The sequence below is a fragment of the Janthinobacterium sp. GW821-FHT03A03 genome, from assembly GCF_059421435.1.
On the sequence record NZ_JBWKUZ010000021.1, the window covers coordinates 58,479 to 84,891 of the forward strand.

21 protein-coding genes are annotated in these 26,413 nt (G+C 57.9%); 14 read left to right on the plus strand and 7 right to left on the minus strand.

The genetic code is table 11. The features are described from left to right. The first annotated feature begins 43 nt into the window (after positions 1-43). The 3 genes from AC07VI_RS25155 (at position 44) to AC07VI_RS25165 (ending at position 4,215) form a co-directional block, all read left to right on the plus strand. Positions 44-2,119 (plus strand): methyl-accepting chemotaxis protein, encoded by a 2,076-nt coding sequence (locus AC07VI_RS25155; protein ID WP_086146019.1) that lies wholly within the window; start codon positions 44-46, stop codon positions 2,117-2,119. A 318-nt stretch (positions 2,120-2,437) separates the two neighbouring features. Beyond that, positions 2,438-3,055: a hypothetical protein gene (locus AC07VI_RS25160; protein WP_139842502.1), complete on the plus strand. Its 618-nt coding sequence runs from the start codon at positions 2,438-2,440 to the stop codon at positions 3,053-3,055. Between the two features lie 122 nt (positions 3,056-3,177). Then, on the plus strand, positions 3,178-4,215 hold the full coding sequence (locus AC07VI_RS25165; protein ID WP_086146017.1) for an acyl-CoA dehydrogenase family protein: 1,038 nt from the start codon (positions 3,178-3,180) through the stop codon (positions 4,213-4,215). A gap of 265 nt (positions 4,216-4,480) precedes the next feature. On the opposite strand, the gene AC07VI_RS25170 is transcribed toward AC07VI_RS25165, so the two are convergent. The 3 genes from AC07VI_RS25170 to AC07VI_RS25180 form a co-directional block, all read right to left on the minus strand. Continuing rightward, on the minus strand, positions 4,481-6,493 hold the full coding sequence (locus tag AC07VI_RS25170; RefSeq protein WP_492995173.1) for a S9 family peptidase: 2,013 nt from the start codon (positions 6,491-6,493) through the stop codon (positions 4,481-4,483). Between the two features lie 234 nt (positions 6,494-6,727). After that, the gene (locus tag AC07VI_RS25175) at positions 6,728-7,162 is read right to left on the minus strand and encodes a GNAT family N-acetyltransferase (RefSeq protein ID WP_086146015.1); all 435 of its coding nucleotides are present in this window, start codon (positions 7,160-7,162) and stop codon (positions 6,728-6,730) included. Positions 7,163-7,615: 453 nt separating this feature from the next. Then, the gene (locus tag AC07VI_RS25180; RefSeq protein ID WP_492995176.1) at positions 7,616-9,052 is read right to left on the minus strand and encodes an MFS transporter; all 1,437 of its coding nucleotides are present in this window, start codon (positions 9,050-9,052) and stop codon (positions 7,616-7,618) included. 80 nt (positions 9,053-9,132) lie between these two features. Here AC07VI_RS25180 and AC07VI_RS25185 point away from each other — a divergent pair, with 80 nt between their 5' ends. Next, complete coding sequence (locus tag AC07VI_RS25185) at positions 9,133-9,792, plus strand: ArsR/SmtB family transcription factor (RefSeq protein WP_086146014.1); 660 nt, start codon at positions 9,133-9,135, stop codon at positions 9,790-9,792. 387 nt (positions 9,793-10,179) lie between these two features. On the opposite strand, the gene AC07VI_RS25190 is transcribed toward AC07VI_RS25185, so the two are convergent. Next, entirely contained in the window at positions 10,180-10,446 is a 267-nt protein-coding gene (locus tag AC07VI_RS25190) for a hypothetical protein (RefSeq protein ID WP_492995177.1), read from the minus strand. 453 nt (positions 10,447-10,899) lie between these two features. On the opposite strand from AC07VI_RS25190, the gene trxA reads away from it, so the two are divergent. After that, a complete protein-coding gene (gene trxA / locus AC07VI_RS25195; protein ID WP_086146013.1) occupies positions 10,900-11,217 on the plus strand; it encodes a thioredoxin in 318 nt (105 codons plus the stop codon). 5 nt (positions 11,218-11,222) lie between these two features. Then, positions 11,223-12,245, plus strand: a complete 1,023-nt coding sequence (gene trxB, locus AC07VI_RS25200) for a thioredoxin-disulfide reductase (protein ID WP_086146012.1) — start codon at positions 11,223-11,225, stop codon at positions 12,243-12,245. A 514-nt stretch (positions 12,246-12,759) separates the two neighbouring features. Here the strand turns inward: trxB and AC07VI_RS25205 are convergent. The 3 genes from AC07VI_RS25205 to AC07VI_RS25215 all read right to left on the minus strand — a co-directional run bounded on the left by AC07VI_RS25205 (position 12,760) and on the right by AC07VI_RS25215 (position 15,641). Continuing rightward, on the minus strand, positions 12,760-13,434 hold the full coding sequence (locus AC07VI_RS25205; RefSeq protein WP_492995179.1) for an AAA family ATPase: 675 nt from the start codon (positions 13,432-13,434) through the stop codon (positions 12,760-12,762). A 411-nt stretch (positions 13,435-13,845) separates the two neighbouring features. Beyond that, on the minus strand, positions 13,846-15,378 hold the full coding sequence (locus tag AC07VI_RS25210; RefSeq protein ID WP_086146010.1) for an efflux transporter outer membrane subunit: 1,533 nt from the start codon (positions 15,376-15,378) through the stop codon (positions 13,846-13,848). Positions 15,379-15,458: 80 nt separating this feature from the next. Then, on the minus strand, positions 15,459-15,641 hold the full coding sequence (locus AC07VI_RS25215) for a hypothetical protein (protein ID WP_139842501.1): 183 nt from the start codon (positions 15,639-15,641) through the stop codon (positions 15,459-15,461). A 21-nt stretch (positions 15,642-15,662) separates the two neighbouring features. Between AC07VI_RS25215 and AC07VI_RS25220 the strand changes: the two genes are divergently transcribed. From AC07VI_RS25220 to AC07VI_RS25255, 8 genes are all read left to right on the plus strand, one after another. Continuing rightward, positions 15,663-16,004: a hypothetical protein gene (locus AC07VI_RS25220; protein ID WP_139842500.1), complete on the plus strand. Its 342-nt coding sequence runs from the start codon at positions 15,663-15,665 to the stop codon at positions 16,002-16,004. A 71-nt stretch (positions 16,005-16,075) separates the two neighbouring features. After that, positions 16,076-17,179, plus strand: coding sequence for an efflux RND transporter periplasmic adaptor subunit (locus AC07VI_RS25225; RefSeq protein ID WP_492995182.1), 1,104 nt, complete (start codon positions 16,076-16,078; stop codon positions 17,177-17,179). Beyond that, a complete protein-coding gene (locus AC07VI_RS25230) occupies positions 17,176-20,292 on the plus strand; it encodes an efflux RND transporter permease subunit (protein ID WP_492995184.1) in 3,117 nt (1,038 codons plus the stop codon). The genes AC07VI_RS25225 and AC07VI_RS25230 overlap by 4 nt, the downstream gene beginning before the upstream one ends. Before the next feature lie 97 nt (positions 20,293-20,389). Beyond that, a complete protein-coding gene (locus tag AC07VI_RS25235) occupies positions 20,390-21,559 on the plus strand; it encodes a saccharopine dehydrogenase family protein (RefSeq protein WP_086146007.1) in 1,170 nt (389 codons plus the stop codon). Positions 21,560-21,701: 142 nt separating this feature from the next. Continuing rightward, positions 21,702-22,475, plus strand: coding sequence for an isocitrate lyase/PEP mutase family protein (locus AC07VI_RS25240; protein ID WP_086146006.1), 774 nt, complete (start codon positions 21,702-21,704; stop codon positions 22,473-22,475). Next, positions 22,462-23,580: a bifunctional transcriptional activator/DNA repair enzyme AdaA gene (locus AC07VI_RS25245; RefSeq protein WP_086146005.1), complete on the plus strand. Its 1,119-nt coding sequence runs from the start codon at positions 22,462-22,464 to the stop codon at positions 23,578-23,580. The genes AC07VI_RS25240 and AC07VI_RS25245 overlap by 14 nt, the downstream gene beginning before the upstream one ends. 31 nt (positions 23,581-23,611) lie before the next feature. Beyond that, complete coding sequence (locus AC07VI_RS25250) at positions 23,612-24,838, plus strand: MFS transporter (RefSeq protein WP_492995187.1); 1,227 nt, start codon at positions 23,612-23,614, stop codon at positions 24,836-24,838. Positions 24,839-25,153: 315 nt separating this feature from the next. Further along, a complete protein-coding gene (locus AC07VI_RS25255; protein ID WP_172404757.1) occupies positions 25,154-26,059 on the plus strand; it encodes a LysR family transcriptional regulator in 906 nt (301 codons plus the stop codon). Positions 26,060-26,413 lie beyond the last annotated feature (354 nt).

Sequence of the window (26,413 nt, forward strand, 5' to 3'; positions counted from 1 at the left end):
ACGCCCGCGACACCAATACCCCTCCCCACCAAGGAACAGCATCATGCAACTCTCACTGAACAGTAAAATCTGCGTCGCCGCCACCGCGCTGGCCATCCTCAGCCTGGGCGTCACGGCGGCCGTCATCGGCTACAAGAGCAGCGCCAGCGCCGAGGCGGCCGCCCTGGAACTGGCGCGCACGTCGGCGCGCGAAGTGGCCGGCGCGCTGCAGGCGCGCATCGCCAGCAACCTGTCCAGCGTGTCGGGCCTGGCCGGCGCCATGCGCGGCACCAAAAGCGCCGGCCTGCCGCTGCAGCGCGAGCAGATCAATGAACTGACCAAGGCCACCCTGACCAGCTCGGAAGACTTGCTGGGCGCTGCCGTGACGTGGGAAGCGAACGCGCTCGACGGCAAGGACGCGGATTTCGCCAACCAGAAGCCGAATTACGACGCCAGCGGCCGCTTCATGCCCTACTGGACGCGGGGCGCCGGCGGCAAGCTGCAGGTCGAACCCATCGTCTTTGACCCGAAACCGGGCGCCAACGACTGGTATGACGTGCCCAAGCGCACAGGTAAAACTTTCTTTACGGAACCTTACATCTACCCCGTCGATGGCAAGGATGTGCTGATGGCCTCGCTTGTCGCGCCCATCATGATCGACGGCCACTTCAAGGGCACGGCCAGCGCCGACTTCATGCTCACGCGCCTGGCGAAGATCCTGGCCGGCCTGAAGGTGATCGAGGGCGGCAAGCTGGCCCTGATCTCGAACGGCGGCCTGTATGCCAGCCATCCCGCGCCCGAACGGCTGGGCAAGAAGGCCGACGACATCCCGGCCGCCGGCCTGGACAAGGTGCGCCAGGGACAACCGTATGAATACGAGGATGGACAAGGCTATATCCACTTGCTGCAGCCGCTGCAGATCCACCCGGATATCGCGCCATGGAGCGTGGAGCTGAACTTCCCGAAAAGCGTGGCCACCGCCTCGGCACGCGACCTGATGACCTACACCCTGATCGTCGCCCTGCTGTGCGCGGCGGCCACGGCCGGCATTCTGATACTCGTCGTCAACCAGCTGACGCGCCCGCTGCGCACGCTGGGCCGCACCATGACAGACCTGTCCAGCGGCGACGCCGACCTGCGCGTCAAGCTGGAAGTCCAGGGCACGGACGAGCTGGCCGTCATCGGCAAGGGTTTCAACGCCTTCGTGGAAAAGATCCACGCCGTGCTGCTGCAAGTGCAAGCCAGCGCCGACAACGTGGCGCGCGCCAGCGCGGAAATTGCCCAAGGCAATAACGACCTGTCGGCCCGCACGGAACAGCAAGCCAGTTCGCTGGAAGAAACGGCCGCCTCGGTGGAAGAACTGACGGGCACGGTGAAGGAAAACGCCGACCATGCGCGCCAGGCCAATCAACTGGCCGCTTCCGCATCGAGTGTGGCACAGAAGAGCGGCGAAGTGGTCGGCAGGGTGATAGAGACCATGACCTCGATCAATGACTCGTCCAATAAAATCGTCGACATCATCAGCGTCATCGATGGCATCGCCTTCCAGACCAATATCCTGGCCCTGAACGCGGCCGTGGAAGCGGCACGCGCCGGTGAACAGGGGCGTGGCTTCGCCGTCGTCGCCACGGAAGTGCGCAACCTGGCGCAACGCTCGGCCGCTGCCGCCAAGGAAATCAAGCAGCTGATCGACGATTCCGTCGGCAAGGTGGCGGCCGGCAGCAAGCTCGTCGATGAAGCGGGCGCCACCATGGAACAGGTGGTCGACAGCGTGCGCAAGGTGACCGCCATCATGGCCGACATCAGCGTCGCCACCAACGAGCAAAGCGACGGCATCGCCCAGGTCAACCAGGCGCTGGCGCAGATGGATGGCGTGACGCAGCAAAACGCGGCCCTCGTCGAGGAAGCGGCGGCGGCCGCCGAAAGCCTGCAAGACCAGGCCAGCCACCTGGCCGACGTGGTCAGCGTGTTCAAGCTGGGCGAGCAGGTGCGCCAGGCGGTACCGACGGCCGTGGCGACGCCGCGCGCCGTGACGCCAGAGGCACCCGTGCCCGCCCGGCGCCTGAGCGTTGCCAAGCCGCAAGCGGCACGCCACGCGCCGGCCAAGGCAGCGGCAGGAGATGACTGGGAAGAGTTTTAAGCTTGCCTGCGCGGGCGGCAGCCGGCGCCCTTCTCGGGTGCCGGCAATCTCCCCATCGGCGCCATTTCGCAAAATGACGGCGCCTGTATGCGCGCGACGCACGATGTCAAACAATACAGCAGCCATTGCGCCGCGTATTCGGCGCAATGCACGCCAGTTGCGCCTCCTCCTTCAGTCCGTCAAACAATTTCAGCGCATTGCCGCGATATGATCCAAATCAAGCTCGCGATAGATTCGGTGAGAATTTCCCTGCATTAATACTTCTATAATCAGGCCGCGTTTACGGCACGCACCGCTGCCGGATGAAAAGGACCCTGAATGAAAAAATTAATGGCAGTATTGGCCGGCTCGGCCGCGGCACTCCTGAGCGGCTGTGGCGGCGGCGGCGGTACGACACAGCAGCTTGCCGGCGATTCCGGCAGCACCTCGCCACTGGCCGCCTACATCGGCACCTGGCAGTCGGCTTGCGACAATCACGACCGTCAAAAGCTCGTCATCGCATTCAAGAGCGACGGCAGCGGTTCGCTGGAACTGACGCCGACCGGCGAGACCTACTTCAAGGCCGATTGCTCCGGTCCCGTGGTGGCGACGGATGGCATGAGCGCGAAGATCACGGGCAAGCCGGACGGTACGGCCGACATGCTGATCAAACTGGCGGAAAACGCCGCGGCAACGAGCTTGCGCGTCGACAAGATCACCTCGTCAGTCCCGGCCTATACCTTCCAGCGCAGCGGCGCCACCGTGAAATATGTGCTGCGGGACGGCAAGCAGCAATGGTGCGTCGACGTGGACAATGGCGAATCGTGCATGTGGGACGAAGGCATGCAAGCCGCACAAAGCATCCCCGGCGGCCTGTCCTTGCGCGGCAACGAACTGTACACGGTGATGCTGGACAAGGGCGCATACGTCCTGGACATGCATTACGTGAAAAAATAAGCGCTGCGGGGCATCATCGTCCAGCACGGTGATGCTCTTGTGCCCGCCGATACGGCTATGTGCAAAATCGAACAGACATTACCAAAATAGAAAGATAAGCTCTTGAAAAACAGGAGCTAGCCATGCCGTCCACTACCATCGCCTCCCACCAGGATTTCAGCCACGCCGCCTTGAACGCCCTGCTGCGTCCGCAGGACGGCGAGCTTGCGCCCATCGACGGCCTGCGGCGCCTGCGCGACGCGGGCCTGGACCAGCTCCCGCTGCCCGGCCATGGCGCCACCCTGCAACGCTGGCAAGCCCTTGCCGCCGTGGCCGCCATCGACCTTTCCCTGCTCAAGCTGTATGAAGGCCATGCCGATGCGCTGGCCATCCTGGCCGAGATCGACGGCCCCGGCGCGCCGGCCGGCAGCAGCTGGGGCGTCTGGTGCGCGGAAATGCCGGGCGCGCGCGTCCGCTTGCAGCAGGCGGCCGATGGCCGTTATGTGCTCGACGGGCGCAAGGCCTGGTGTTCCGGCGCGAGTGGCCTCAGCCATGCCTTGCTCAGCTGCTGGAATGAAGAGGGCCAGGCCTGCCTCGCTTCGGTGGCACTGGCGCAGCCCGGCGTGCACGTCACGGACGAAGGCTGGCAAGCCGTCGGCATGCACGCCTGCGCCAGCGTCGACGTGACCTTTTCGGCCGCGCGCGCCTTTCCCGTGGGCGCGCCGGGCGCCTACCTGGGCCGCCCCGGCTTCTGGCACGGCGCGGCCGGCATCGCGGCCGCCTGGTATGGCGCCGCCTGCGCCATCGCCAGCCACCTGCATGCGCGCGCGCAGCATGCCGCACCCGACGCCGTGCGCCTGGCCCAGCTGGGCCAGATCGACTGCGCGCTGCACGCCGTGGGCGCCCTGCTGCGCGAAGGGGCCGCCGACATCGACCGCCACCCGCAACGCGACGCCATGGGACTGGCCCTGCGCCTGCGCCTGGCAACGGAAGACGCGGCGACCCTGGTGCTGCACCTGGCTACGCGGGCGCTGGGCGCCGGCCCGCTGTGCAGCGACGCCCGCTTCGCCCGCCTGGTGGCCGACCTGCCCGTGTTCCTGCGCCAGAGCCATGCGGAGCGCGATCAGGCAACGCTGGGAGGCATCGTCGCCGGCGCGGAAGATCACCCGTGGACACTCTGACAGCTGGCAAACGCGCCTGACAGAACGGCTGTGGCGGCAATGCCTCTTGGCCGCCAAGGGAAAATTATCAAAAAGCAATCCTAATGGCGCGTGCGGCATCCCCCGCAATACCGGCGCAGGCGGCAGACGCGCCGCCTCCAGAATGCGTGGCGCGCCGCCGTCGCGAGAGCGGCCGCACATTAACCCATTGCAATTAAATTAATGTCGAGTTGACATTTTTTAACGGCCGGAAGCCCCGCGCAGGCGACTCGCCAGCCGTGGGTGCTTAGCGCATCGCCTCCTGCAGTCCCGGCGCAAACTCGGCGCCATGCTTGACTTGCGCGGTGGACGCCTTGAGCGTGGCGCCCATCGGCTCGGCGCGGCCAGCCAGGCACTGGCCCAGGAAGTTTTCCGTCACCGCATTGAAAGCGATGTTGTTCACGGGCCGGGCAAAGCCATGGCCCTCATCGGGAAACAGCACATAGGTGACAGGGATATTCTTCGCCGCCATGGCCGCCACGATCTGGTCCGATTCAGCCACGTTGACGCGCGGATCATTCGCGCCCTGGCCGATCAGCAGCGGGCGCTGGATGTTCTGCGCAAAGTTCAGCGGCGAGCGCTCCTTGAGCAGCGCCCTGCCCTCTTCCGTGGTCGGGTCGCCCATGCGCTTGTAGAACTGCTGCTTGCCCGCTTCCCAGTACGGCGGGATGGTTTGCAGCAAGGTAAACAGGTTCGACGGGCCGACGATGTCGACGCCGCAGGCAAACGTGGTCGGCGTAAACGCCATGCCGGCCAGGGTGGCGTAGCCGCCGTACGAGCCACCCATGATGGCCACCTTGTCGGCAGTGGTCACGCCGCTCTTGACGGCCCATTGCACGGCGTCAAGCAGGTCGTCATGCATCTTGCGGCCCCACTGCAGGTCGCCGGCCGAGATGAACTGCTTGCCGAAGCCCGTCGAGCCACGGTAATTCACCGACAGCACGGCATAGCCGCGGTTGGCCAGCCACTGGTGATAGCTGTTGTAGCCGTAGGTGTCGCGCGCCCACGGGCCGCCATGCACCAGCAGCACCATCGGCACCGCCTGCGTGGCCTTGCCGCCGGCGCCCGCCTTCGACGCCTGCGGCAGGGTCAGGTAAGACACCAGGGTCAGGCCGTCGCGCGCCTTGATTTCCTGCGGATACATGGGCACCAGCGGCGCGCCTTCCAGCTCGGGCCGCGTCACGTACAGCTGCGTCAGTTTTTTGCTCTTGCGCTCATACAGCCAGCTCGACGGCGGCGCCGTGACGGTGTCGACGCCCACCAGCCACTTGTCGTCGGCATCCGTGCGCGACGTTACATTGAACTGGCCCTTGGTATTCTTCTTCAGGAAAGCCAGGTCGGCCTTCAGGTCATCCGTCAGCGGCAAATATTCCTGCTGCAGATAATTGACCGTATAGGCTTGCACGCGGCCCGTGCGCGTGTCGTACAGCGCATCGGCGATATCGGCGTGCGGGTCTTGCGCCACCACCGCGGTCTTGCCGCTGGCCACGTCCTGCGCCAGTAGCGCCGAGGTATTGCGGCCGCGCGAATCGGTCCAGTACAAGGTCTTGCCGTCGGCGGTGAAGGCCAGCGGCGACGTCGTCTGCGAGTCTTCCAGGCCCACCTCGGCCAGCGGCGCGCTGTCGACCTTGCCGTCCGTCATGCGGAAATACGTGAAGCCGCCATCGGCGCGCGCCTTGCTGGCGATGCGCAAGTTGAGCAATTCGTCGGCCACGTAGCCGCCATAACCGTCATTTTGCTGCACCAGCGTCAGCTTGCCGCTGGCCAGGTCCAGGCTGTACACGTCATGCCAGCGCGCATCGCGGTTATTGATGCCGACGAGGATGCGGTCCTTCACCTTGCTGCTGATCTGGACGATCCGCACGCGGGTTTTCTCGAACGGCGTGTAATTGGTCTGCTTGCCGCTTGCCACATTCACGCCGTAGAGCAGGAAATTCTCGTCGCCGCCCTTGTCCTGGATGAACAGCACGGTTGTCGAATCGGGCGACCAGAAGCTGCCGCGGAGGGGCCGCAGCTTCTCTTCCGTCAGCGGCCGCGCCTGCGCCAAGTCGCCAGCCGGCGCCACCCACACATTGAGCACGCCGTCGCGCGGCGCGATCCACGACAGCCACTTGCCATCCGGACTGAGCTTGCCGCCGGACTTGCTGGGATTACCGAACAGCTTGGCACGCTCGATCAGCGGCGCCTCCTTGGCAGGAGCTTGGGCGTGCGCCGGCAGTGTGCCGGCAAACAACAGGACGGGCAGGACATAGCGAATCATGGACACCTCATGGTTGATAAATAAAGGGAAACATCACACGTGCATGTGCCAGCCCATCATAGGCCAAAGCCGGGTTGCCAGGTTGACTACAGCGATGGAAGACGAAAATCGGGGGACAGGATGGTGGAAAGAAGGGATGGAATGCACGACGAATCCTTGCCCCCAAGAAAAGCCAGGTGACAGCTTGTAGCCAGCGGCCGAAGAGGCCGAAGGTTGTCCCTTGCCGCGCCAGGCTCAGGTAACCTGAAGCTCGAAGCGATGCATCTCGTCGTCGACGCCGCGATATATCCACGTAAGTTCCGTGAAGAAAGCGCGTGCGGCCGCGTTCTCTTGATCGACAAAGGCGACCCAACCCGCAGCCGGCGGATGGCAGTTCCAGCGAACGAGCGCAGCAACTGCCCGGCGCCCGAGGCCGGTCCCGCGCGACACCGGCGATACAGCAATATCCGTTATCCCGTGGAGACCGCCAGCTTCCGGACTCCAGGCACAGCCGATCAAGACGACGGGCAGGCTGTCCTCGACGCCAACAAGCTGGACGCCGTTCTCGGCGTGCAGGGCATGATCGAGCCACGCCTCGTCGAGCGGCCCCAGCGCCTTGTTGAGCTGCTCATCCTCGAACCAGCTCTGGATCCATGACCAATCTTCCGGAACGATTCTTCTCAGCTGCATAGATGTTCCTTGATCGGCTGTATAGCAAAAATTAGATTCAGTTGACGAGATCTCGTGTTCTCCGATGTCACGCAGTCTGCTCCCCCGAGGTCCTGGACGAGCAACTCGATGGCTTCCGTCAGCGCTCCTAGTCCGATGCCAAAAGCTCGTTTGACGATGCGGGCTACCCTACGGACCTCGCCCGTTAGATTGATAATTCCCGCCTGTCACTTGCGTAAAGCGCACATGGCCTCGCAACCCTTGGTCGTTGCGTAGGTCGTTTTCAACGTTTTAAACCTCGCACCGGCATAATCAGCAGTTTCAGCTTACCGAGATCGGCGTCAACGATACTCGGGAGCAATCCCAATCCCCAGATTTTTCCGTCACGGATTGCTCAGAATGATGAGCGACTGCTCATGATTCGCTCGGCAAGGATTTGCACGGTTACTGCCTGGATCTTGCCACAATAAAGCGTCATCGTTTAATGCGTGTCGATAACAGGACGGCAAGCGCAGATGCGATAGAAAACGAGGCGAACAACGCTAGGGCCGCCCCTTGGGCACCTGCCACTCCACCTGGGTTGGCCAACCCGGCGCCATTGACAATGACGCCCGCGAGTGCAGCGGAAAGTGCCGTTGCATAGAGCTGAACAGTCGTGATTGACGCGGATGCCAGTGTTTCTTCACCAGCAGCGGCAACCGCGAAGACGCGCGTGAGCAGGTGCGGCCAGCTCAATCCGATCCCAAAGCCAACACACGTGAGAGCAATGCAATAAACCACAATACTGGCTTCCTTGTTCTGCCATGTCGAAATCGGTATCGTTGCCGCTAGGATGGTCAGTGCTACTGTAACTATGACGGGGCTGATCCTGATCAGCCGATACGCCCGAGTGTCATCGCTAGTCGCACTGTAGAGCGAAGCCAGAGTCCACCCTCCCGCCATAGCCGCTGTCATGTAACCAGCGACAAGTGGCGTCAGACCATGGATCACCTGTAGAAAGTAGGGAACAAAAATCTCGGTCGTCAGGCCTGCCACCAGCAAACTCATGATTGCATAGATCACGCCAAGTTGGCTTGACAAGGAATAGGCACCTGAAGGCAACAACTTGTTGCAGCTTCGACTGTCTATTCGAGCAATCAGAGCGGCAATGATCAGTCCGATAATGATACCTCCCACATTCCAAGCGAGGCTTTGCGATAGGCTGGCGATCGAAATTGCCAAGACCGATAGCACCAGCAATGTAATGGAGGCAATCGGCAGGCGCCCTGTGGCCGTATCCTTAGCTTCCTTGCCGCGAAATTGGGTTGCCACGATAAGGGCCAGCAGGAGTGCTGCGGGCAGCATTACCCAGAAGGCCAACCTCCAATGACCGTTCTGGGCAAAAACTCCCCCAATAGCCGGACCACCAAGCGTCGCTACGCCCCACATGCCTGATACCAGCGCCATTGCCCTAGGCCACAGGTGCGAATCGAACACCACCCGGATTAAGGCATAACTGAGAGCGAACAGTACGCCGCCGCTCACCCCCTGCACCGTACGGGCTGCCAGCATGACGGGCATCGTTGGTGCCAAGGCGCAGCCCACGGCGCCAAGCGAGAACACAGCCAAGGCAAGCAGATAGGTCTGGCGGGGCCCCATTGTGGCGATAAGTCGGGTAGAAACAGCCGATCCTACAATTGACGCCACGACAAACAATGTAGTGTTCCAAGCGTAGTAAGCCAGGCCGCCGATTTCTTGGATAACCGTCGGCAAGATCGTTGTAACGATATAGATGTTTACTGCGTGCAGTGCCACTCCGCCGGCCAGCGCGATAGAGCGTAAGCCATTACGCCCGTGGAACAACTCACGCCACGAGGCCTGAGGGGCAGCTGCTGTCGAGGTCATGTCCGATTCCTTCGAAGGTTTCTTCATTGCATCATTCCATTGGATGATGGAATGATAGATGGATGATATTGTGACGTCAATAGAGAACTGAGACTGCAGCCATGAATATGATTGAGACCCCATCCAAGACCCTCAACGAACTGGCCGACATCGCCAAAACGCTGGGGCATGCACATCGTCTTGCCTTGCTGGAAGCCATTTTTCAGCGAGAAAGCTCGGTGGAGCGCCTGACGAAACTCTCAGGGCTTTCCATCACCAATACTTCCCAGCATTTGCAGCAACTCCGGCGCGCAGGCTTTGTCCAAACCCGCCGTGACGGCAAGCATGTCCTGTATCGGATTGGCACCGGGCCAGTTGCCAATATGCTTGCCGCCTTGCACGACTATCTCGATTTCCAGCAAGCAGAGATTCAGCGCGTGGTATCGAGCGATATTCACTACTCGGAGCACCTGGAAGGTGTCTCTGTCGAAGAGTTGATCACCAGACTGGAAGAAGGAGTTCTGCTGTTGGATGTCCGCTCGGAGGAGGACTACGCGAAAGGACACATTCCCGGTGCAATCAATATCCCAACCGAGGCTCTAGAACAGCACTTCGTCGAACTGCCGCGCGACCAGGACATTCTTGCTTACTGTGGTGGACGTTATTGCGTACTTTCTATTCAAGCGGTTTCGCTGCTAAGGACGAAGGGATTCAAGGCGCAACGCCTTGAAGATGGTTTTCCTGGATGGCAGGCTGCGGGCCTGCGTATCGATGCGATGCGACGCTGACCACGACTGGCAGGAGCATCACCAGAGGATCGAGAATTCGGTCGGCCAATGGTCATTGTCTACCCATCCAGAAACCCCGCTCAGAGCAAGGGCAGCAGGGTTTGGTCTTTGAGGGCCGTGTGCGACCAAATCCCATTGCAATCCATACGCCAAGCCGCTACGACGGCCTGAGTCTCCAAACTGGCGAACGTTAAGACATTAATCGCACAGCGATCCGTTGTGCATTTCGCTGAAGCAGTTGTCCATCGGCTTGCCCGGTCGGCTGAAATCGATCTTGGTAAGATGGTGGTAGGCCCATAGATCCTGCATTTTCCCCGACAATTCGTTGCTGTTGTCGACAAACAAGTATTTCGGTGCCGTGCGCTCGGCAACGATACCAGTAAACCGTCACGATATTCTCACCGCGCAGACGATCGCCCCCTCACGCTTTAGCGCCCCCTCCCCTTTTTTAACGACGTCGTGCAAGATCGCCATTCCCTGGCTCAGCCCAGCCGCCATTTTCTTCAGCCGAACGTTCTCTTCGTGCAGAAGCTTGAGCTCCCGCAAGCCTTCGGATCGCATACCGCCGTACTGCTTCTTCAGCGATAAAAGTCTACATGGTGCCGCAGTAGCACCGACTACGGGCATTAGCAGTGCCGGCAACAGCGATGGCATGGCTTGCGCACTTGCTGCCAAGATCACGAATTCATCGATGGCACGGCTGGCCGCTTACTGCATTGACATTAACATTGCACGTGACTATCATTCAATCATTCCATTGAATGTAGTTTTTGGATGTTGAAACCAAAAATGTATCTACTCTGAGTCACCAGCTCATTCTTTCTGAGCAACAGTAAAACTAATGACTTACCCCTTTATGGCCGCAACTCCATGGCCAAGAAGGTCAAAGAAAGAAAGACTAAACAGATTCTTATCAAGAAGCAGCCTAGGGCCTCGCGTTTCCTTGACCATAAATGCGCATCCCCATTGCATTCAAGTGCCGGGCCCTGCCCCGGCTGCCTGGATGATGTTTGAACGTAGGCAGGGAAACGACTGATTGTGTGGTCCGCATCTTTGTTAAGGACAACACATTCTGACATCAATCAATTTTAAGAAAGTAGACGCGTGATGATCAGTTCATTAAATAACAACAATTTCGACCTTGCGGTGACCCACGTTCCTGGCCTGCATGTCGTTCGCTTTTGGGCCGAATGGTGTGGACCATGTCGCGTGATGGCGCCTGTATATGATGAAGTGGCACAGGAGCTGCGGGACGACGCCCATTTTGCTGAAGTCAATATCGACAATGCTGACAGGTTGGCAAATAAGTTCCGCGTGCAAAGCGTTCCAGCAATTTTGCTGTTCAGAGATGGAAAGGTTGTCGATCATATGGTTGGTACCATTGGCAAGCGACACGTTATCGAATTTATTAAGCATAATTTATAACGAATATGGCCACACACCACGAACTCATCATCCTGGGCTCCGGACCGGCCGGATGGACTGCAGCCGTTTATGCTGCCCGTGCAAACTTGAAACCGATGGTCATCACAGGCTTTGAGCAGGGTGGCCAATTGATGACGACTGCTGAAGTAGACAACTGGCCTGGCGACAGTCAGGGCCTGCTAGGCCCTGATCTGATGGCACGCATGCAGGCACATGCCGAACGATTTGATACAAAAGTGGTTTTTGACCAAATTCACCATGCTGAGCTGTCAATGCGCCCGTTTAAACTCAACGGCAATAACGCAGAGTACACCTGCGATGCCTTGATTATCGCAACGGGTGCCACTGCAAAATACATGGGCCTTGAGTCAGAACAGAAGTACAAGGGGCGCGGTGTTTCCGCTTGTGCAACCTGTGACGGATTCTTCTATAAGGAGCAAGATGTCGTGGTGGTGGGCGGTGGAAATACTGCAGTTGTGGATGTACTTTATCTGTCCAATATCGCCCGAAAAATCTATTTGGTCCACCGGCGCGGCAGTTTGCGTGCAGAGAAAATTATGCAAGATAAACTATTTGCCTTGGTCGACGCCGGAAAAGTGGAATTGCTCTGGAATCACACCATCGCGGAGGTTCTGGGCGACGCTTTCAGTGTCTCAGGCGTACGAGTGAATTCGATATTGGACAACAGTTCACGCGATATTTCCGTGAAAGGACTTTTTGTCGCAATTGGCCACCAACCGAACACACAATTGTTCGATGGCCAGTTGTCGATGAATAGTGGTTATCTTGAGATTCAATCTGGATTGAAGGGCAATACTACCCAAACTTCGTCCAAAGGCATTTTTGCGGCTGGCGATGTTGCTGATCAGCATTATCGTCAAGCTATTACTTCGGCAGCGTCAGGATGCATGGCAGCTCTCGATGCTGAGCGCTACTTGACTCAACCATATGCGGCTAAAATTGAATCTTCTGAATGCCGCTGGCCACCGCATGTACCGAAAGGTTGGGACGGCCCCATGAGCGGCTGACGATTTTCGACGCGCAAGACATTGAGGCGCCGTTTCAAAGTGGGCATGGAAAGGCAAGCCGAACTCTGGAAGCCAGCGGCGGCTCAATAACGCGTTGCCATGGGCCGCACCCGGATAGGGCATGTGCGCGCCGGACTGGCGCGACTAGGCGCAAAATCCGGTGCTGCGTCGGCCTGCCGCATGCCACGCTACAGCACCATTGGAGCCCCCTGCAATCGCAACGTCCAGTTTCCTCGGGGGCGGTCAGAACAGAGACATAGCGATGCCTACGATCTGTCCGGGCAAAAAAGATGGCAACTGCGGTCCCGAAAATCGCCGAGATCAACATGCCCCAGAGGCTACAGGGAGTCGTTTCAGGCGCTGCGCTCGCTGTCAGCGCTGCAACCTCTGGTTATGCGAAGTTCTTTATTGTTACGTCTTGACTTACTCAGCCATAACAGAAACAGCATTTTTGCTCGCCCCCTCCGAGAGTTGCTGCTGCAGCATCGCTCAGGGATTTCAGTAGCATGAGAGGTCACCAAGCTGCCAAGGCCTGCAGCACGAAATCAGCACGTTCACGAATACAGATCCTTGGCAACAACGCAACCTCGTATCCCAATGATGGGTAGGCGCGCTCAAGCCTATCAAATTCTTCCAGTGCCGCGTCGATATTATGTCGGCGCTCAGCATCTTTGACATGAATGTCAGGCCAGGGAGGCGCTAAAAATACGCAAGGATGATAACGATGGCTTTCTCCAAGCTGTGCGAGCAGCAGCGAACCCTCTAGCGCCTGTAATGCAGCGGCCGCATCGATGATGCTTCGGTCGAAGAACACCCACCGCCCTTCCGCGCACTGGGCAGCTGCATAGTCAATTAATGCCATTTCGACAACCCTGTGCAGGAATGCCGACATATCAAGCCACGGCAAGGCCCGCCCTCCGGTACGCATCTCCTCCTGCACAATACGCCTTCCGGGCTCTTCGATCACGGTATGCCCCCGCCGCTGGAGTTCGGACAGCAATGTGGATTTACCTGCACCTGAACAACCTGTAATAACGACACAACGGCTCATTGAAGATGAATACTTATTGACATTCGATTTGGGGACCATGAGGGTACTTAAAATAGAAGATTGGAGTGCGGAAGCCTGGCATTGGCATTGATGCTTGGAATGTCGAATGCTGACCACTAAGATGACGACACATGCCATAGGCCTTGCGTCTATTTTGCGGGTTTGTCTGCATATTGCGCTTTGCCCGAACGTTAGCGTCCGGCTGGCGAGGTGCCCCGCCGTGACCGCTAGCGTAACGCCGGACTGTATCGCCGCTACAGACAGTGTGTCATATCCGACGATAGCGCCGATGATAGTCAGTGCCGGCCCCTTGGCACGTGTTCGCCTTTTTTGTGCGTTTCGATTCCTGGCCTTGGCAGCTTAGAGGATTTATTCGTAACAGCAGCCGAAATCGCCTCAGGCGCAGCGTTGGCGGACGCAATTTGCATTGTCCACGCAACGCTTTCAGCCATTCTGCATGCGCTGCTTCCATTCTTGCGGTGGCCACGCTCAATTCTGCTTGCGCGCAGACTGTCATCAATATCAACATCACGGACAAGGTAAGCGCCTTCATGATGCGTCGGGAGCCCGGGTCCTCGCACGCGTGTCCATGCGATGAGCAGGATCGAGGCTTGCCCCTCCCACTGCCTTGTGCAGCGCCACCACTGCAAGTGCCCGCTGTTCCGTCAATTCAGCACTGCTCATTTGCGCTTGCCGCAAGGCGATAGTGGCATCGAGCAGCTCAGTCATGTTCACAACACCACGTTCATACAGTAATTGGGCGTTTGCTTTGGAGCGCTGGGCCGCCTCAAGACGCCTGGCATCCTGCACCGCGCGGCGACGGCCAGTTTCGATCGCGGTAAGTGCATTTTCAGTTTCTTCGATGCCTTCGAGTACGGCCTCTTGGTAGCCGGCAATAGCTTCCGCCAAGGCCGCTTCACGCGCATTGACGACGCCGCGACGCGCGCCCCAGTCCAGCAACGGTATGTTGACCGACATGGCCAAACTGGCATTGGTGGAACGCCCTGGAAGCGGCGTACCGATCCAGTTACTACTTGCAAGAAGATCTCCTACCAAGGTCAGACGTGGATACATATCTGCCACGGCAATACCCAGCTCTGCACCAGCCTGCGTCACCGCATGCTCTGCCCGCTGAATTTCAGGACGGACTCGAACGACATCTGCCGGCAACAATCTGAGCGTGAGCCTCTCCGCCATGGGCTGTGGCATCACATCAGGCAAGCGCTCATCGCTTGCGGCTTGCCCCGTCAGTATGGCAATGCGTTGCGCCGCTTGCCGAACAAACTGCTCAAGCAATTGCAGTTGCGCCATCATCTCAGCAGCGCCGGCGACCAGCCGATCGTTCTCGAAATCGCTTGCAATGCCCGACTTCTGCCGTTCCAGCACCATAGCCACCATATGCTCTTGGTCGTGCGCATTCTCCGTAAGCAAGACGTGCCGACGCTGGGCACCGCGCAGTTCAATATACGTGCGCACAACCTCTGCAACGACGGAGACCCTTGCAATACGTGCATCCGCCAAGGCGACACCCGCGGCGCTGCGGGCGGCCTCCCCACTGGCAGCAACACGGCCAAACAGATCCATTTCCCATGCTGCATCAAAACCCATCTGGTAGTAGCCACTGGCACGCGGCTCCGCGCGAAGCAAGGATATATTATCGGCCGAGTTGGTATTCCCGCCTCTCTGCTCACCGGCTTCAGCACCAAGATTGCCGTTACCGGACAGTCGCTGTTCGCGGCGGGCAGTGACGCCCGCATTGATCTGCGGGCGGCCTTGCGCAAGCGCGGGCAGTAGCAATGCGCGGGCGGCTTGCAAGCGATATAAAGATTGTTTTATTGATAAATTTTGTGCCAAGGTTTGTGCCACCAATGTATCGAGCACGGGATCGTTGAAGGCAGCCCACCAGGTCGCCGGATCGGTCCCAGGGGCATTTTCAACGCTGCCTCGACGGGTCCAATCCCCCTGTACGGGCATGCTCTTGTCAGGCAATGGGCCAAGCGACACGCAGCCAGCGAGCAGGCAGGCACTGAGCAAGCATGCCAACGTCGTTCGTCCAAGCTGAAAGTTCAGTTTTTTCTTCATTCCAAGTCCCTTGATTGATTTTGATTGACATGCATTTCAGTTGAATCAATAATAGATCGAGTAATCAGTCTAATAAAGATTCAGCATTGATGCAATTCAAAAATGAGATATTTGACGAAAAAAATGATTCCTAAAAACATAAATCCGAACGCTGTCGGCCCCGTGAGACAGCATTTTTTTACTTTGCCCATAGCGGCTGCCATACCAGTTCCAGGTCTGCCATTTGCGAGAACGCCGGCATGAGCGAGGGCAAGTTTTTTCATTACCTTCCAAGCAAGCCGGCCATGCTCGAAGCGATCGTTCATAAAGGCGGACGTAAGGCGGCACAACGCTTTACGCGACTGGTGCATGAACCCGATGTGATCGTATCGTCAACACTCTGGCGGCTTGAAAAAAGGCTATCCCCTATTGGCAGTACGCCTCAGATAGCCCCAGAACTGAGTCTTGGATCAGTCGCCAATTGCTTCCTTTCGCTCATCAATGGAGCAATCGGCCGTGCCGCGTTGGATCCTGTATTTCATTCGAGCGCCCATGCTCCGGCAGTAATGCAGATGATCCGCCGCTTTCTACTCATTCATTTTTCCCATCTTCCTCACATCGGTTGTTTGCAACCGCGAAGCCTATGAATCGCTCATCGAATACCGGGGTCACGCGCACGCGTGGCCAACGCTACCGCCTTATCGCAGGCATTGGCACAATGCTCGCCTTGCTGACTGTCTGGGCACTCTGGCCAGCACAATCGAGCGCACCGTCCAGCACACCGCCCATCCAGGTAGGCGTTGTCGTCGCCAGTCCAGCGGAATGGATACAAACCACCCGCATCAGCGGCACGCTGGTGGCGCGTGATGAGATCGCCATCGGAACTGCCCTTCAGGACCAACGTGTCGTCCGTGTGCTGGTGGAGATGGGGGACACGGTTCGGCAAGGTCAATTGCTGGCCGAATTGGAAAGTACGGGGCTCATGGCCCAGGTAAGTCAGGCTGAGGCCGCACTTTCCAGCGCGCGCGCCACCTTACGTGAGAGGCGTGCCACGCATCGCGAAGCCCAAGCCAGTTTTCAACGCATCGAACCGCTGGGCATTGGTACGGTCAGTGCACAGCAAGTCGACGAACGCCGAGCACAGGCAGAATCTGCTTTGGCCAGCCTGCAGGTGGCACGCGCTGATATCGATCAAGCGCTTGCGCGCCTGGCCGAAAGCCGTAGCCAATTGGGTAAGACAAGGGTGCATGCACCGGCGGACGGACTGATCGTCGAACGTGGTGCCCGTGCCGGAGCGCTCGCAAGCGGCGAACCCTTGTTCCGCTTGGTTCGCTCCGGACAGCTCGAACTCGAAGCCGAGATCGCCGAAGGTGACCTCGCGCGCGTGCGCCAAGGAACAGCTGCACACGTTAGCGTTGCCGGTCAGCCTGGGCCTATCGCCGGCCACGTGCGTCTAGTCACCCCCAGGATCGATCCCCAGTCCAGGCTTGGCAAAATTCGGATTGTCCTGGCCGTTCCACACAGTGAGCTACGCACCGGCGCGTTTGCGCTAGCGCAACTGGAACTGGGCAGAAAATCCCTGGCGGTAGCCTTGCCTTCCCGCTCGGTAACCATCACTGACAAGGGGCAGGCATCAGTAATGCTGGTGCATGACGACGGCAAGGTAATACGTCGTCAGGTGACGGTCGCCATGTGCGGCACGGACCTGATGGAGATCAGGTCCGGCCTCAAAACCGGTGAACGTGTGGTGGCCACCGCCTCGGCCTTCCTGCGCGATGGCGATGTCGTGAGCATTGTGGACAAGAAGGATGACATTCTGTGAATCTTCAGCTTTCTTCCTGGGCTATCCGCCGCCCCATACCGACCATGCTGCTGTTCTTGCTTCTGGCAATTGCGGGTTGGAGCGCCTTTATCGGTCTGCCGATCAATTCCAATCCACGCGTCGATTTCCCTGTCGTCACCGTGGCGATTACCCAGCCGGGCGCAGCTCCAAGCGAACTGGAGAACGCCGTCACACGCCGTGTCGAAGGTGCCATTGCCGGCATGGCCGGGATTCGGCACGTTACGTCCACTTTGAGCGAAGGGGTCTCACTGACGACCGTCGAGTTCCAACTGGGTATTGATCCCGATCGGGCGACCAACGACGTGCGCGATGCGGTGTCCAATGTACGTGCGGACTTGCCACAGAACATACTGGAGCCACTCATCTCGCGGGTCGATGTTGAAGGTGGCGCCATTCTTTACTATGCCATCAGCTCGACGTCGCGGGCACCGCAGGAATTGTCCTGGTTCGTTGATGACACGGTGAGCCGCTCGTTGCTGGCAACACCTGGCGTACAGAAAGTGCAGCGCCTCGGCGGTGTCAATCGGGAGGTCCGCGTTGAACTCAAGCCAGACCGGCTTGAAGCTCTCGGCATCACCGCAGACCAGGTCAATGCGCAGATTGTCCAGTCAAACATTGATGTGCCCGGTGGCCATACCATCTTAAAAGGCCAGGAACTGGCTATACGCTCCCTGGGCAGTGCGGCAAGCGTTGCTGAACTCGCGGCACGCCCCATCGCCTTGACGGATGGCCGCTGGAGCGTGCTGTCTGACCTGGCCAGCGTGACTGACGGTAGTGGGGAAGCACGTGAACGGGCGCGGCTGAATGGCAGCGAAGTTGTCGGATTTTCGGTATTTCGCAGCAAAGGCGCCAGCGACACCGTGGTTGCATCGGGGGTGGAATCAGCCATTGCCAAGTTGCAAAAAACCTATGGCGATGTGCAGATTCAGCAAATCATCTCCCTCGTGGACTATACCCGCGCCAGCTACAAGATGTCGATGATGACCCTGGTCGAAGGGGCAGCGCTGACAGTACTGGTCGTCTTTTTCTTCCTGCGCAACTGGCGGGCGACGCTGGTGGCCGCTATTGCGCTGCCGCTGTCCATCTTGCCGACTTTTGCCGTGATGGCTCAGTTAAACTACACTCTCAACAGCATGACCTTGCTGGCCCTGACGTTGGTAATCGGCATCCTCGTCGATGACGCCATTGTTGAGATCGAAAATATTGAGCGCCACTTGCACATGGGCAAGCGACCGTTTCAGGCGGCCATTGACGCCTCGGATGCCATCGGTTTTGCAGTCGTTGCCATTACGGCCACCATCGTCGCAGTATTCCTTCCGGTTAGTTTCATTGGCGGCTACGTAGGCAAGTACTTCACCCAATTTGGCATCACGGTGTCCGTTGCCGTACTGGCCTCGCTGCTGGTGGCGCGCCTGGCAACGCCGTTGCTGGCAGCATATCTGCTGCAGCCAAGTTCGTCCTTCAAGCCCGGGACTGACGCGCAGGTCAGGCCCGGTAGTTTGATGGGACGCTATCTGGCAATTCTGGAATGGGCATTGACGCATCGCGGTCTGGCGCTCGTTTCCGCTGGTGCTTTCCTGGCCGCCTCACTGCTGATGATACCCTTGTTGCCTACGGGCTTCATGCCTGTCAGTGATCAAAGCCTGGCGCAGATCAGTATCGCGCTTCCCCCGGGGTCGCAGTTGAAGCAAACCGACGCAAGGCTGCAGGCCATCACCAAAGAGGTGCGCAAGCACAAGGAAGTCGCTGCCGTGTTTGCCACAGCTGGCGGTCAGGATGGCACCAGTGCGGGGACCCTGCTGGTCCGGCTGACGCCGGCAAACAAGCGCGATATCAGCCAAAAAGCGTTTGAGCACACCTTGCGACAGACACTGAGCCAATTCCCGGACATGCGTTTTTCTTTCAAAGCAGAAGGCGATTCGCGGGATGTATCCATCATCCTGCTTGGCGCCGACCCCGAAAAATTGTCGCAAACGGCCCATGCGTTGCAAAAGCAAATGAAGGGCGTGCCAGGAATTAGCAATGTACAGGTCAATGAGCCCCTGCTTCGTCCGGAGCTGTTGATCCGGCCGCGTCCGATCGAAGCAGCGCGCGCGGGGGCATTGCCGCAGAGCATAGGTACCGTCATGCGCATTGCCACGGTAGGAGAGATCGATGCGAGTTCCGCGCGTTTCAACTTTGCGGATCGTCAAGTGCCTATCCGCGTCGCGCTGAGTACAAAAACGCGTAGCGAGCTGGAAACACTACGCCAGCTGCGCGTACCTACCATCGATGGCCAGAGTATTCCTTTGCACTCGGTGGCCGATGTGAACTTTGGCGCAGGACCTGCGCGCATTGATCGATTCGACCGCCTGCGCCGCATCTCCGTCGATGCCGACTTGGTTGCGGGCACCACACTGGGCACCGCGCAGGACCGTATCGGCCTGCTGCCCGTCGCGCTCAGTCTGCCTCCAGGCATTACGCGCGCAGAGTACGGTGATACGGAATACATGAATGAGATGTTCACGAAATTCGGCTTGGCCATGGGCTTTGGCGTGTTGATGGTGTACGCGGTACTGGTACTGTTGTTCAAGGACTTCCTACAGCCGATTACCATCTTGACCGCTCTGCCACTCTCGATCGGCGGCGCTCTGGGTGGTCTTCTTCTCTACGGGGCTGCGCTGGACCTGCCCGCTGTCATTGGCATTCTAATGCTCATGGGCATTGTGACCAAAAACTCTATCCTCATTGTCGAGTTCGCCACCGAAAAGCGACGCGAAGGGATGATACGGTTCCAGGCATTGATGCAGTCTGGCGCTGAGCGGGCGCGCCCCATCGTCATGACCACGATCGCCATGGCAGCAGGCATGGTGCCGGCCTTGCTCAGTAGCGGCGCCGACGCAAGCTTCCGTGCCCCCATGGCGGTGGCGGTAATCGGCGGCTTGATGACCTCAACCTTACTGAGTCTCGTTTTTGTTCCCGTGATCTTCACCTATATGGATGACTTGAGGCTATGGCTCGCTCCAAAACTGGCACGTCTGACATCGGTGACTGACCAAGATCGCAAGGACGCCGACGAGCATCACCTTCCAGGGAACGAGGTTACGCAGTAAAGCGGCCGCGCGCGAAGCCCCACTCATCTGAGGAATCTGAGAGAGCTCAATGCGGTACTTGAACGCCATTTATTAACAGTTTAGACAGGAGAAAAGAATGAAGGTATTGATATTAGGCGGTGGCGGCGAAATGGGGCGCATTGCCGCTCGTGAAGCGGCGAGCTATGACTTCGTCGAAACAGTGACTGTCGCAGACATGAACCACAAGGCGGCCCTTGCCGTGGCAAATAGCTTGGGCAGCAAAGGTGCAGCCTTTCAATGTGATGCGACCGCCCCGAGTGAACTGCATCCCCTGCTTGCCGCGCACGACGTGGTTCTCAACACCATAGGCCCCTTCTATCGCTTTGGTGTCCCTATTCTCCATGCCGTTATCACTGCGGGTAAGCACTACGCAGACATTTGCGATGATTGGGAGCCCACGCTGGAGATGCTCCAGCTTGATAGCTTAGCCAAAGCAAACAACGTTGTCGCCATCATCGGCATCGGCGCCAGTCCGGGCTTGACCAATTTGCTTGCAATGGTTGCAGCGTCCAGCCTCGACCAGACCGAGGAACTACTCACCGGCTGGTCTATCGTCGACGGAAACGATCAATCATCAACGCCTTCCCCGCGGGTCAAGCCGCGGAAACCGAGCGCGGCTTCAGTGCATTGGTTACAGCAACTCACAGGTACCATCAGGCAGCAGGAAAGAGGCCAACTGCGCCAGGTAAAACCGCTGCAGCGGCACATCATTGCCTACCCTGGCTACGGGGAGCTGCCCGTCTGGACAGTCGGCCACCCCGAGGCTGTCACATTGCCTCGTGCGTTTCCATCGCTCACCACTTGCGCAAACGTCATGATCGGCCCAGACCAGGATTTCCGTGATCTGAAAATGATCGCTTCCCTCATTGACAAGGGGATCATGTCCGTTGAATGCGCTGCGCTTGAACTTGATAAGGTTCAAGGCACGGCTCTAAGTAAAGCGCAGCGCAATGCAGATCCCTCGCCACCGGAGCTGTTTGCCTGGGCACGGGGCAGACGCGAAGGGCGAGCCATGATCTCAAGCGCACACCTGAAGGTGGTCATTCCCGATGGTATGGCAGGCGCGACGAGCATCCCCCTCGCCATGACTCTGCCCTTGTTCGCCAGCGGCTTTGGCGATCGTCGCGGCGTCTTTACGCCTGAGGATATTATTGATCCGCTAGCCTATTTCGACGGCCTCGCCACCCGTTGTCTCGGCCCTCTAGCTGATGCGGAATCACTGATCGTGCAAGCCTTCTTGCCATAATAGCACCGCATTAGTCAGGCAACACGGGACGCGTACTTACCGCCAACTAGTATGCAAGCAAAAAAATACTCGTCCGGTTTTCGGTTGTAGAACAAAGGGGCAAACAGACATACTGGCGCCACATTCTAACCAGGAGTTATTCATGAACTTTGCCCAACTACATCAACAAGCCGAACCGTTGTTGCTCGCCAACGTATGGGATGCCGCGAGTGCCCGTGCGGCGACATCCGCAGGCTATGCCGTCATTGGCACTTCCAGTGCGGCCATCGCCGATACTTTGGGCTATGCCGACGGCGAGGGTGTGAGTTTTGCTGATCTGAAAACACTGGTCGCTCGCTTACAAGCCGTAACTGACCTGCCACTAACCGTTGACGTAGAAGCCGGCTATGGCGAGACAGCAAGTGAGGTGGTGGATAATCTACTCAAATTGACGGATATGGGCGTGGTCGGAGTCAATTTGGAAGATAGTGTGGTGCGCAACGGTATGCGAGAATTGTTGAACGTTGACGTCTTCGTACAGCGTCTTGCTGATATCCGCACTGGATTGAAGGAGGCCGGCGTGGAATTGTTCCTCAATGTACGCACCGATACCTTCCTACTGGGCATTGCGAATGCACTTACGGAAACAGTCAGCCGCGGCCGGTGTTATGCCGCCACCGGCGCCGATGGCCTGTTTGTACCCGGTGTCACCGACGAGACTGATATCGCGACTATCGTGGCTGGCGTATCTCTGCCGTTGAACGTGATGTGCATGCCGAATTTACCATCAGTTGAAAAGCTCACTACGCTAGGCGTCAAGCGCATCAGCATGGGTAATTTCCTGCACAGTCGCATACAGCAGACCCTTCTGCAACTGTTTGTCGCCGTGCGCGAAGAGAAATCTTTTCAACGGGTATTTGCCTATGCTGGTCACTGATGTCCAAGAAATTGATGCCTACTACCGTGCACTGCTCGATCGGGCGGCTGATCATGTCGGCATCTTCTACGTCGGAGTGAAGACAACAGGCGTGTTCTGCATCGCCACATGCCGCGCACGCAAACCCAAGCGCGAAAATGTGGTGTTCTACACCAACTTCAAGGAAGCCCTTGATGCCGGTTACAGGCCGTGTAAGGTATGCAAACCGACGGAGAACGCCCACACCGCGCCACCCGATGTCGCCGAGGCCATTGCCTGGGTGCGCCAACACCCCAAAGAGCGCTTGAGCGACTGCCAGCTCCGGCAGCGTGGTCTTAGCCCAGAGCGCATCCGGCGATGGTTTCAAGCACACCATGGTATGAGTTTTCAGTCTTTTCAGCGCTCGTTGAGAATCAATACGGCTCTAGAAGAGTTGAGGGCCGGTCGCCGCGCGACTGATACTGCGTTCGATAGCGGCTACGACTCACTCAGCGGTTTTGCTTACACCTGCAAGAAGCTGACCGGAGGAGCACCGACGGAAGCCGCCCATGTCATTCTCATTCATCGTTTTACCACGCCTTTGGGGCCAATGTTCGCTTGCGCAACCGCGCGCGGCATCTGTCTACTGGAATTCGTCGACCGACGTATGCTGGAGACCAAGTTTAAGGATCTGCAAAGGCTCTTGCAGGCGCGCATCTTGACCGGCGAAAACCAGCACACCCGCCAGGCCGAGCTCGAGGTCAGCGAATACTTTGCGGGTACCCGCCAACAGTTCGCACTAGCGCTCGACACGCCCGGCAGCAACTTCCAGCGGTCGGTGTGGCTAGCGTTGCGTGCAATTCCCTATGGCAGCACCGCTAGCTATGACAAGCAGGCAGAGAAACTCGGACAGCCACAGCTCGTTCAAGCAATGACCAGTGCCAATGCTGCCAATCGTGTGGCTATCGTCATTCCCTGCCACCGGATGATAGATGAAAATGGCGGGCCGGCCAGCTACGGCGGCGGTCTTGCGCGCAAGCAGTGGTTGATAGAGCACGAGCGGCGCAATGTGGGGGCCGGGGGTATGCCGAATCGGGATAACACAAATCAGCTTGTACACATTGCCTCCCCAGTTACAGGTACGTAACATCGAACCAATAAACTGACAGGAAGCAGACATGGAATCAACGTCATCAAAACCAACGGCAACATCGTTAGTCAAGCAGAAAATGACGACATCCATGGTCTTACTCATGTCAATCGCTATAGGACTAACGGTCGCCAGCAATTACTATGCGCAGCCTCTGTTGTATAGCATGGGCGAACAATTCTCCCTGTCGGCCGCCGCCGCTGGCAGCATAGTCACTGTGGCGCAATTGAGCTACGCGGCCGGGCTTGTGCTGTTTGTGCCGTTGGGAGATGTGCTGGAACGCCGCAACATAATTGTCGCCATGAGTGTTATGGCAGCGATTGGTTTGATGGTCACGGCCTCCGCCAGTAGCATCGCCGTTGTGCTTTTTGGTACGGCCCTTGCAGGATGCATGTCGGTAGCTGCACAGATTCTTATTCCATTTGCATCTACCCTGGCGACGAAGCATGAGCGGGGACGCGTGGTCGGAACACTCATGGCAGGATTGCTTCTTGGAATATTGCTGGCCCGCGTGGCGGCAGGCATCGTCGCCGACCTGTATAACTGGAGAGCTATTTACTGGCTTGCCGCCATAATGATGCTGGCTGCTTCACTCATGCTCAGGTTAGTGTTGCCAAAGTCTAAGAGCGCAACGGATCTCAGCTACAAAGACTTGCTTGTGTCATTGTTTCATCTCTACATAGACGAATCTATATTGCGTTCGCGTGCCTTGATAGGTGTGTTCCTGTTCGCATCGTTTGGTGTTTTCTGGACACCATTGGCATTTCTGCTTGCGGGGCCGCCGCATGGTTACTCCAATACTGCTATTGGTCTGTTTGGTTTGGCTGGCGCCGCTGGCGCCATGGCTGCCAGACCATTTGGACACCTGGCCGATCGTGGTTTAGGCAATCGCGCGACCATTTTGGGCTTGATGTTGCTGTTGCTTTCATGGCTCCCAATCATGCTCGGCCAACAACATGTAATCGCACTGATTATCGGCGCCGTGCTGCTTGATATGGGCATACAGGGCGTTCATGTCGCCAACATGAGTGCGGTATATCGCCTGGCTCCCGAGAAAAGAAGCCGTCTGACCGCAGCCATGATGGCAGGCAATTTTGCTGGGGCCGCTAGCGGCTCGTTCATCGGCGCGTGGATCTTTCCGATCGCTGCCTGGACCGGCGTCAGCATTGCTGGAGCACTGTTTGCGGCCGCAGCGCTGGCGTATGCTGTTGTTGGCACATATTCTCCTTCACCCTGCCAGTTGGATTCCAATTGATGTCACGTTCAACTTTTTCCATGCATCCTTGAGGTATGGCATGCTAAAAAATGGCTGGCACTAGTGCCTTCACCGTTATCCAGATTCAATCAAGCTGGCTAGCTGGTTACGTAGGCATGCGTATTATTCGGAAATGCGAATGAGCCGGAGAATGAATCTTGCAGGATACGGGAGGTGGCGGCATCGGCAATAATGCGGCGCCGGTATGGATGGTGCCAGGTCTAGTAGACTCGTGGCAATGCAGGAAGTATTAAAATTTCGATGACATGCACGTGCGCGATCTGGGTTGATGAAAACAATATGAAAAGAAACGCAATGTTCGACCAGCTGGATTTACGATTACTGAAAGTATTTATTGCCGTATTTCGCGAACGCCATATCGGACGCGCCGCAGATACTCTTGGCATGACTCAGCCAGCTGTATCGACAGTGCTCGCCCGGTTGCGAAAAACTACTGGTGACCCTCTTTTCATACGCAGTGCGGAAGGGATGCAAGCGACTGAAATGGCCCGGAAGTGGTACCTCCCGGTGGCGGAGGCTATGAAGGCGCTGGAGGCGGCGCTGAGCCTGCCTGCTACGTTTGACCCCGCAACTTCACGGCGTACTTTCATTATCTATATGACAGATGTTGGTCAACTTCTTGTGCTGAACCGGCTGATGCAGCGGGTGGCGTTTTATGCTCCGCGCATCCATATCCGTGTCGTTGCGCACTGGGAAGGTTCTCTTGCTGACAGATTGCATGATGGAAGTATCGACATGGCGTTTGGCTGGATTCCGCAGCTTAAATCGCGTAAATCCAGTATTTTGTTATTCAAGGATAGATATGTTGGCCTGCACGACACGTCGGCGCCAGTCAATGCCAACAGCGAGTTTCTTCAATATGCAGTCGCTGATATACCAAGTTCAGCTCACCATGCTGTCCTTGACCGTTTGCAGGCACAGACTAGGGTGCCAGTCATTACGACTCCCAGTTTTTTCATACTGCCGGAAATACTTGTTGGCAAATCCTACATTGCAGTCGTTCCTGAGCGATTCGCCAAGCTCATCATTGACCAACGCAAGAAGCCACTCAGCATACTCAAACTTCCATTCATGCTCCCGACTTTGTCTATTCGCCTTCATTGGTCGGCGAGCAGTTGGCATGATGGTGGTATCGACTGGCTACGCCAGCAAATTACGGCATGTCTTGCTGATCCGCCCGCACTCACTGATGATCATTAATTTGCACAAATGACCTGATGTGACTGTCCGACCTGCGTAAATTCATGCTAACCATTGTCAGCATTGGCGTATCTGCCCATGGTGATGAGGATGACAAAAATCTCATCCCCCCCGACATTCCCACGCTCTCTCTTGCGCACGCGGACAGCTCGATCCAGGTGCTTCTTGAGTGACCGGACGTGCTTGGGTCGAAAGTAAGCAAGGCTAGCCAAAGGGACCGATACGAACAGTCCTTCACCTTCACTCTGCTACACCGCATGCGCCAATACAACGATACCGTTCTCCTGTGCGTACGCTGTCTATCGCTACCGTTTACCAATAATGTTGCCGAACGCGCCATACAAAAGGCCGGTA

Bases quoted from the DNA above. Each gene is read 5' to 3' on its own strand.
- AC07VI_RS25155 (WP_086146019.1), top strand. From the start codon at position 44: ATGCAACTCTCACTGAACAGTAAAATCTGCGTCGCCGCCACCGCGCTG.
- AC07VI_RS25160 (WP_139842502.1), top strand. From the start codon at position 2,438: ATGAAAAAATTAATGGCAGTATTGGCCGGCTCGGCCGCGGCACTCCTG.
- AC07VI_RS25165 (WP_086146017.1), top strand. From the start codon at position 3,178: ATGCCGTCCACTACCATCGCCTCCCACCAGGATTTCAGCCACGCCGCC.
- AC07VI_RS25170 (WP_492995173.1), bottom strand. From the start codon at position 6,493: ATGATTCGCTATGTCCTGCCCGTCCTGTTGTTTGCCGGCACACTGCCG.
- AC07VI_RS25175 (WP_086146015.1), bottom strand. From the start codon at position 7,162: ATGCAGCTGAGAAGAATCGTTCCGGAAGATTGGTCATGGATCCAGAGC.
- AC07VI_RS25180 (WP_492995176.1), bottom strand. From the start codon at position 9,052: ATGAAGAAACCTTCGAAGGAATCGGACATGACCTCGACAGCAGCTGCC.
- AC07VI_RS25185 (WP_086146014.1), top strand. From the start codon at position 9,133: ATGATTGAGACCCCATCCAAGACCCTCAACGAACTGGCCGACATCGCC.
- AC07VI_RS25190 (WP_492995177.1), bottom strand. From the start codon at position 10,446: ATGCCATCGCTGTTGCCGGCACTGCTAATGCCCGTAGTCGGTGCTACT.
- trxA (WP_086146013.1), top strand. From the start codon at position 10,900: ATGATCAGTTCATTAAATAACAACAATTTCGACCTTGCGGTGACCCAC.
- trxB (WP_086146012.1), top strand. From the start codon at position 11,223: ATGGCCACACACCACGAACTCATCATCCTGGGCTCCGGACCGGCCGGA.
- AC07VI_RS25205 (WP_492995179.1), bottom strand. From the start codon at position 13,434: ATGGCATGTGTCGTCATCTTAGTGGTCAGCATTCGACATTCCAAGCAT.
- AC07VI_RS25210 (WP_086146010.1), bottom strand. From the start codon at position 15,378: ATGAAGAAAAAACTGAACTTTCAGCTTGGACGAACGACGTTGGCATGC.
- AC07VI_RS25215 (WP_139842501.1), bottom strand. From the start codon at position 15,641: ATGAAAAAACTTGCCCTCGCTCATGCCGGCGTTCTCGCAAATGGCAGA.
- AC07VI_RS25220 (WP_139842500.1), top strand. From the start codon at position 15,663: ATGCTCGAAGCGATCGTTCATAAAGGCGGACGTAAGGCGGCACAACGC.
- AC07VI_RS25225 (WP_492995182.1), top strand. From the start codon at position 16,076: ATGCTCGCCTTGCTGACTGTCTGGGCACTCTGGCCAGCACAATCGAGC.
- AC07VI_RS25235 (WP_086146007.1), top strand. From the start codon at position 20,390: ATGAAGGTATTGATATTAGGCGGTGGCGGCGAAATGGGGCGCATTGCC.
- AC07VI_RS25240 (WP_086146006.1), top strand. From the start codon at position 21,702: ATGAACTTTGCCCAACTACATCAACAAGCCGAACCGTTGTTGCTCGCC.
- AC07VI_RS25245 (WP_086146005.1), top strand. From the start codon at position 22,462: ATGCTGGTCACTGATGTCCAAGAAATTGATGCCTACTACCGTGCACTG.
- AC07VI_RS25250 (WP_492995187.1), top strand. From the start codon at position 23,612: ATGGAATCAACGTCATCAAAACCAACGGCAACATCGTTAGTCAAGCAG.
- AC07VI_RS25255 (WP_172404757.1), top strand. From the start codon at position 25,154: ATGTTCGACCAGCTGGATTTACGATTACTGAAAGTATTTATTGCCGTA.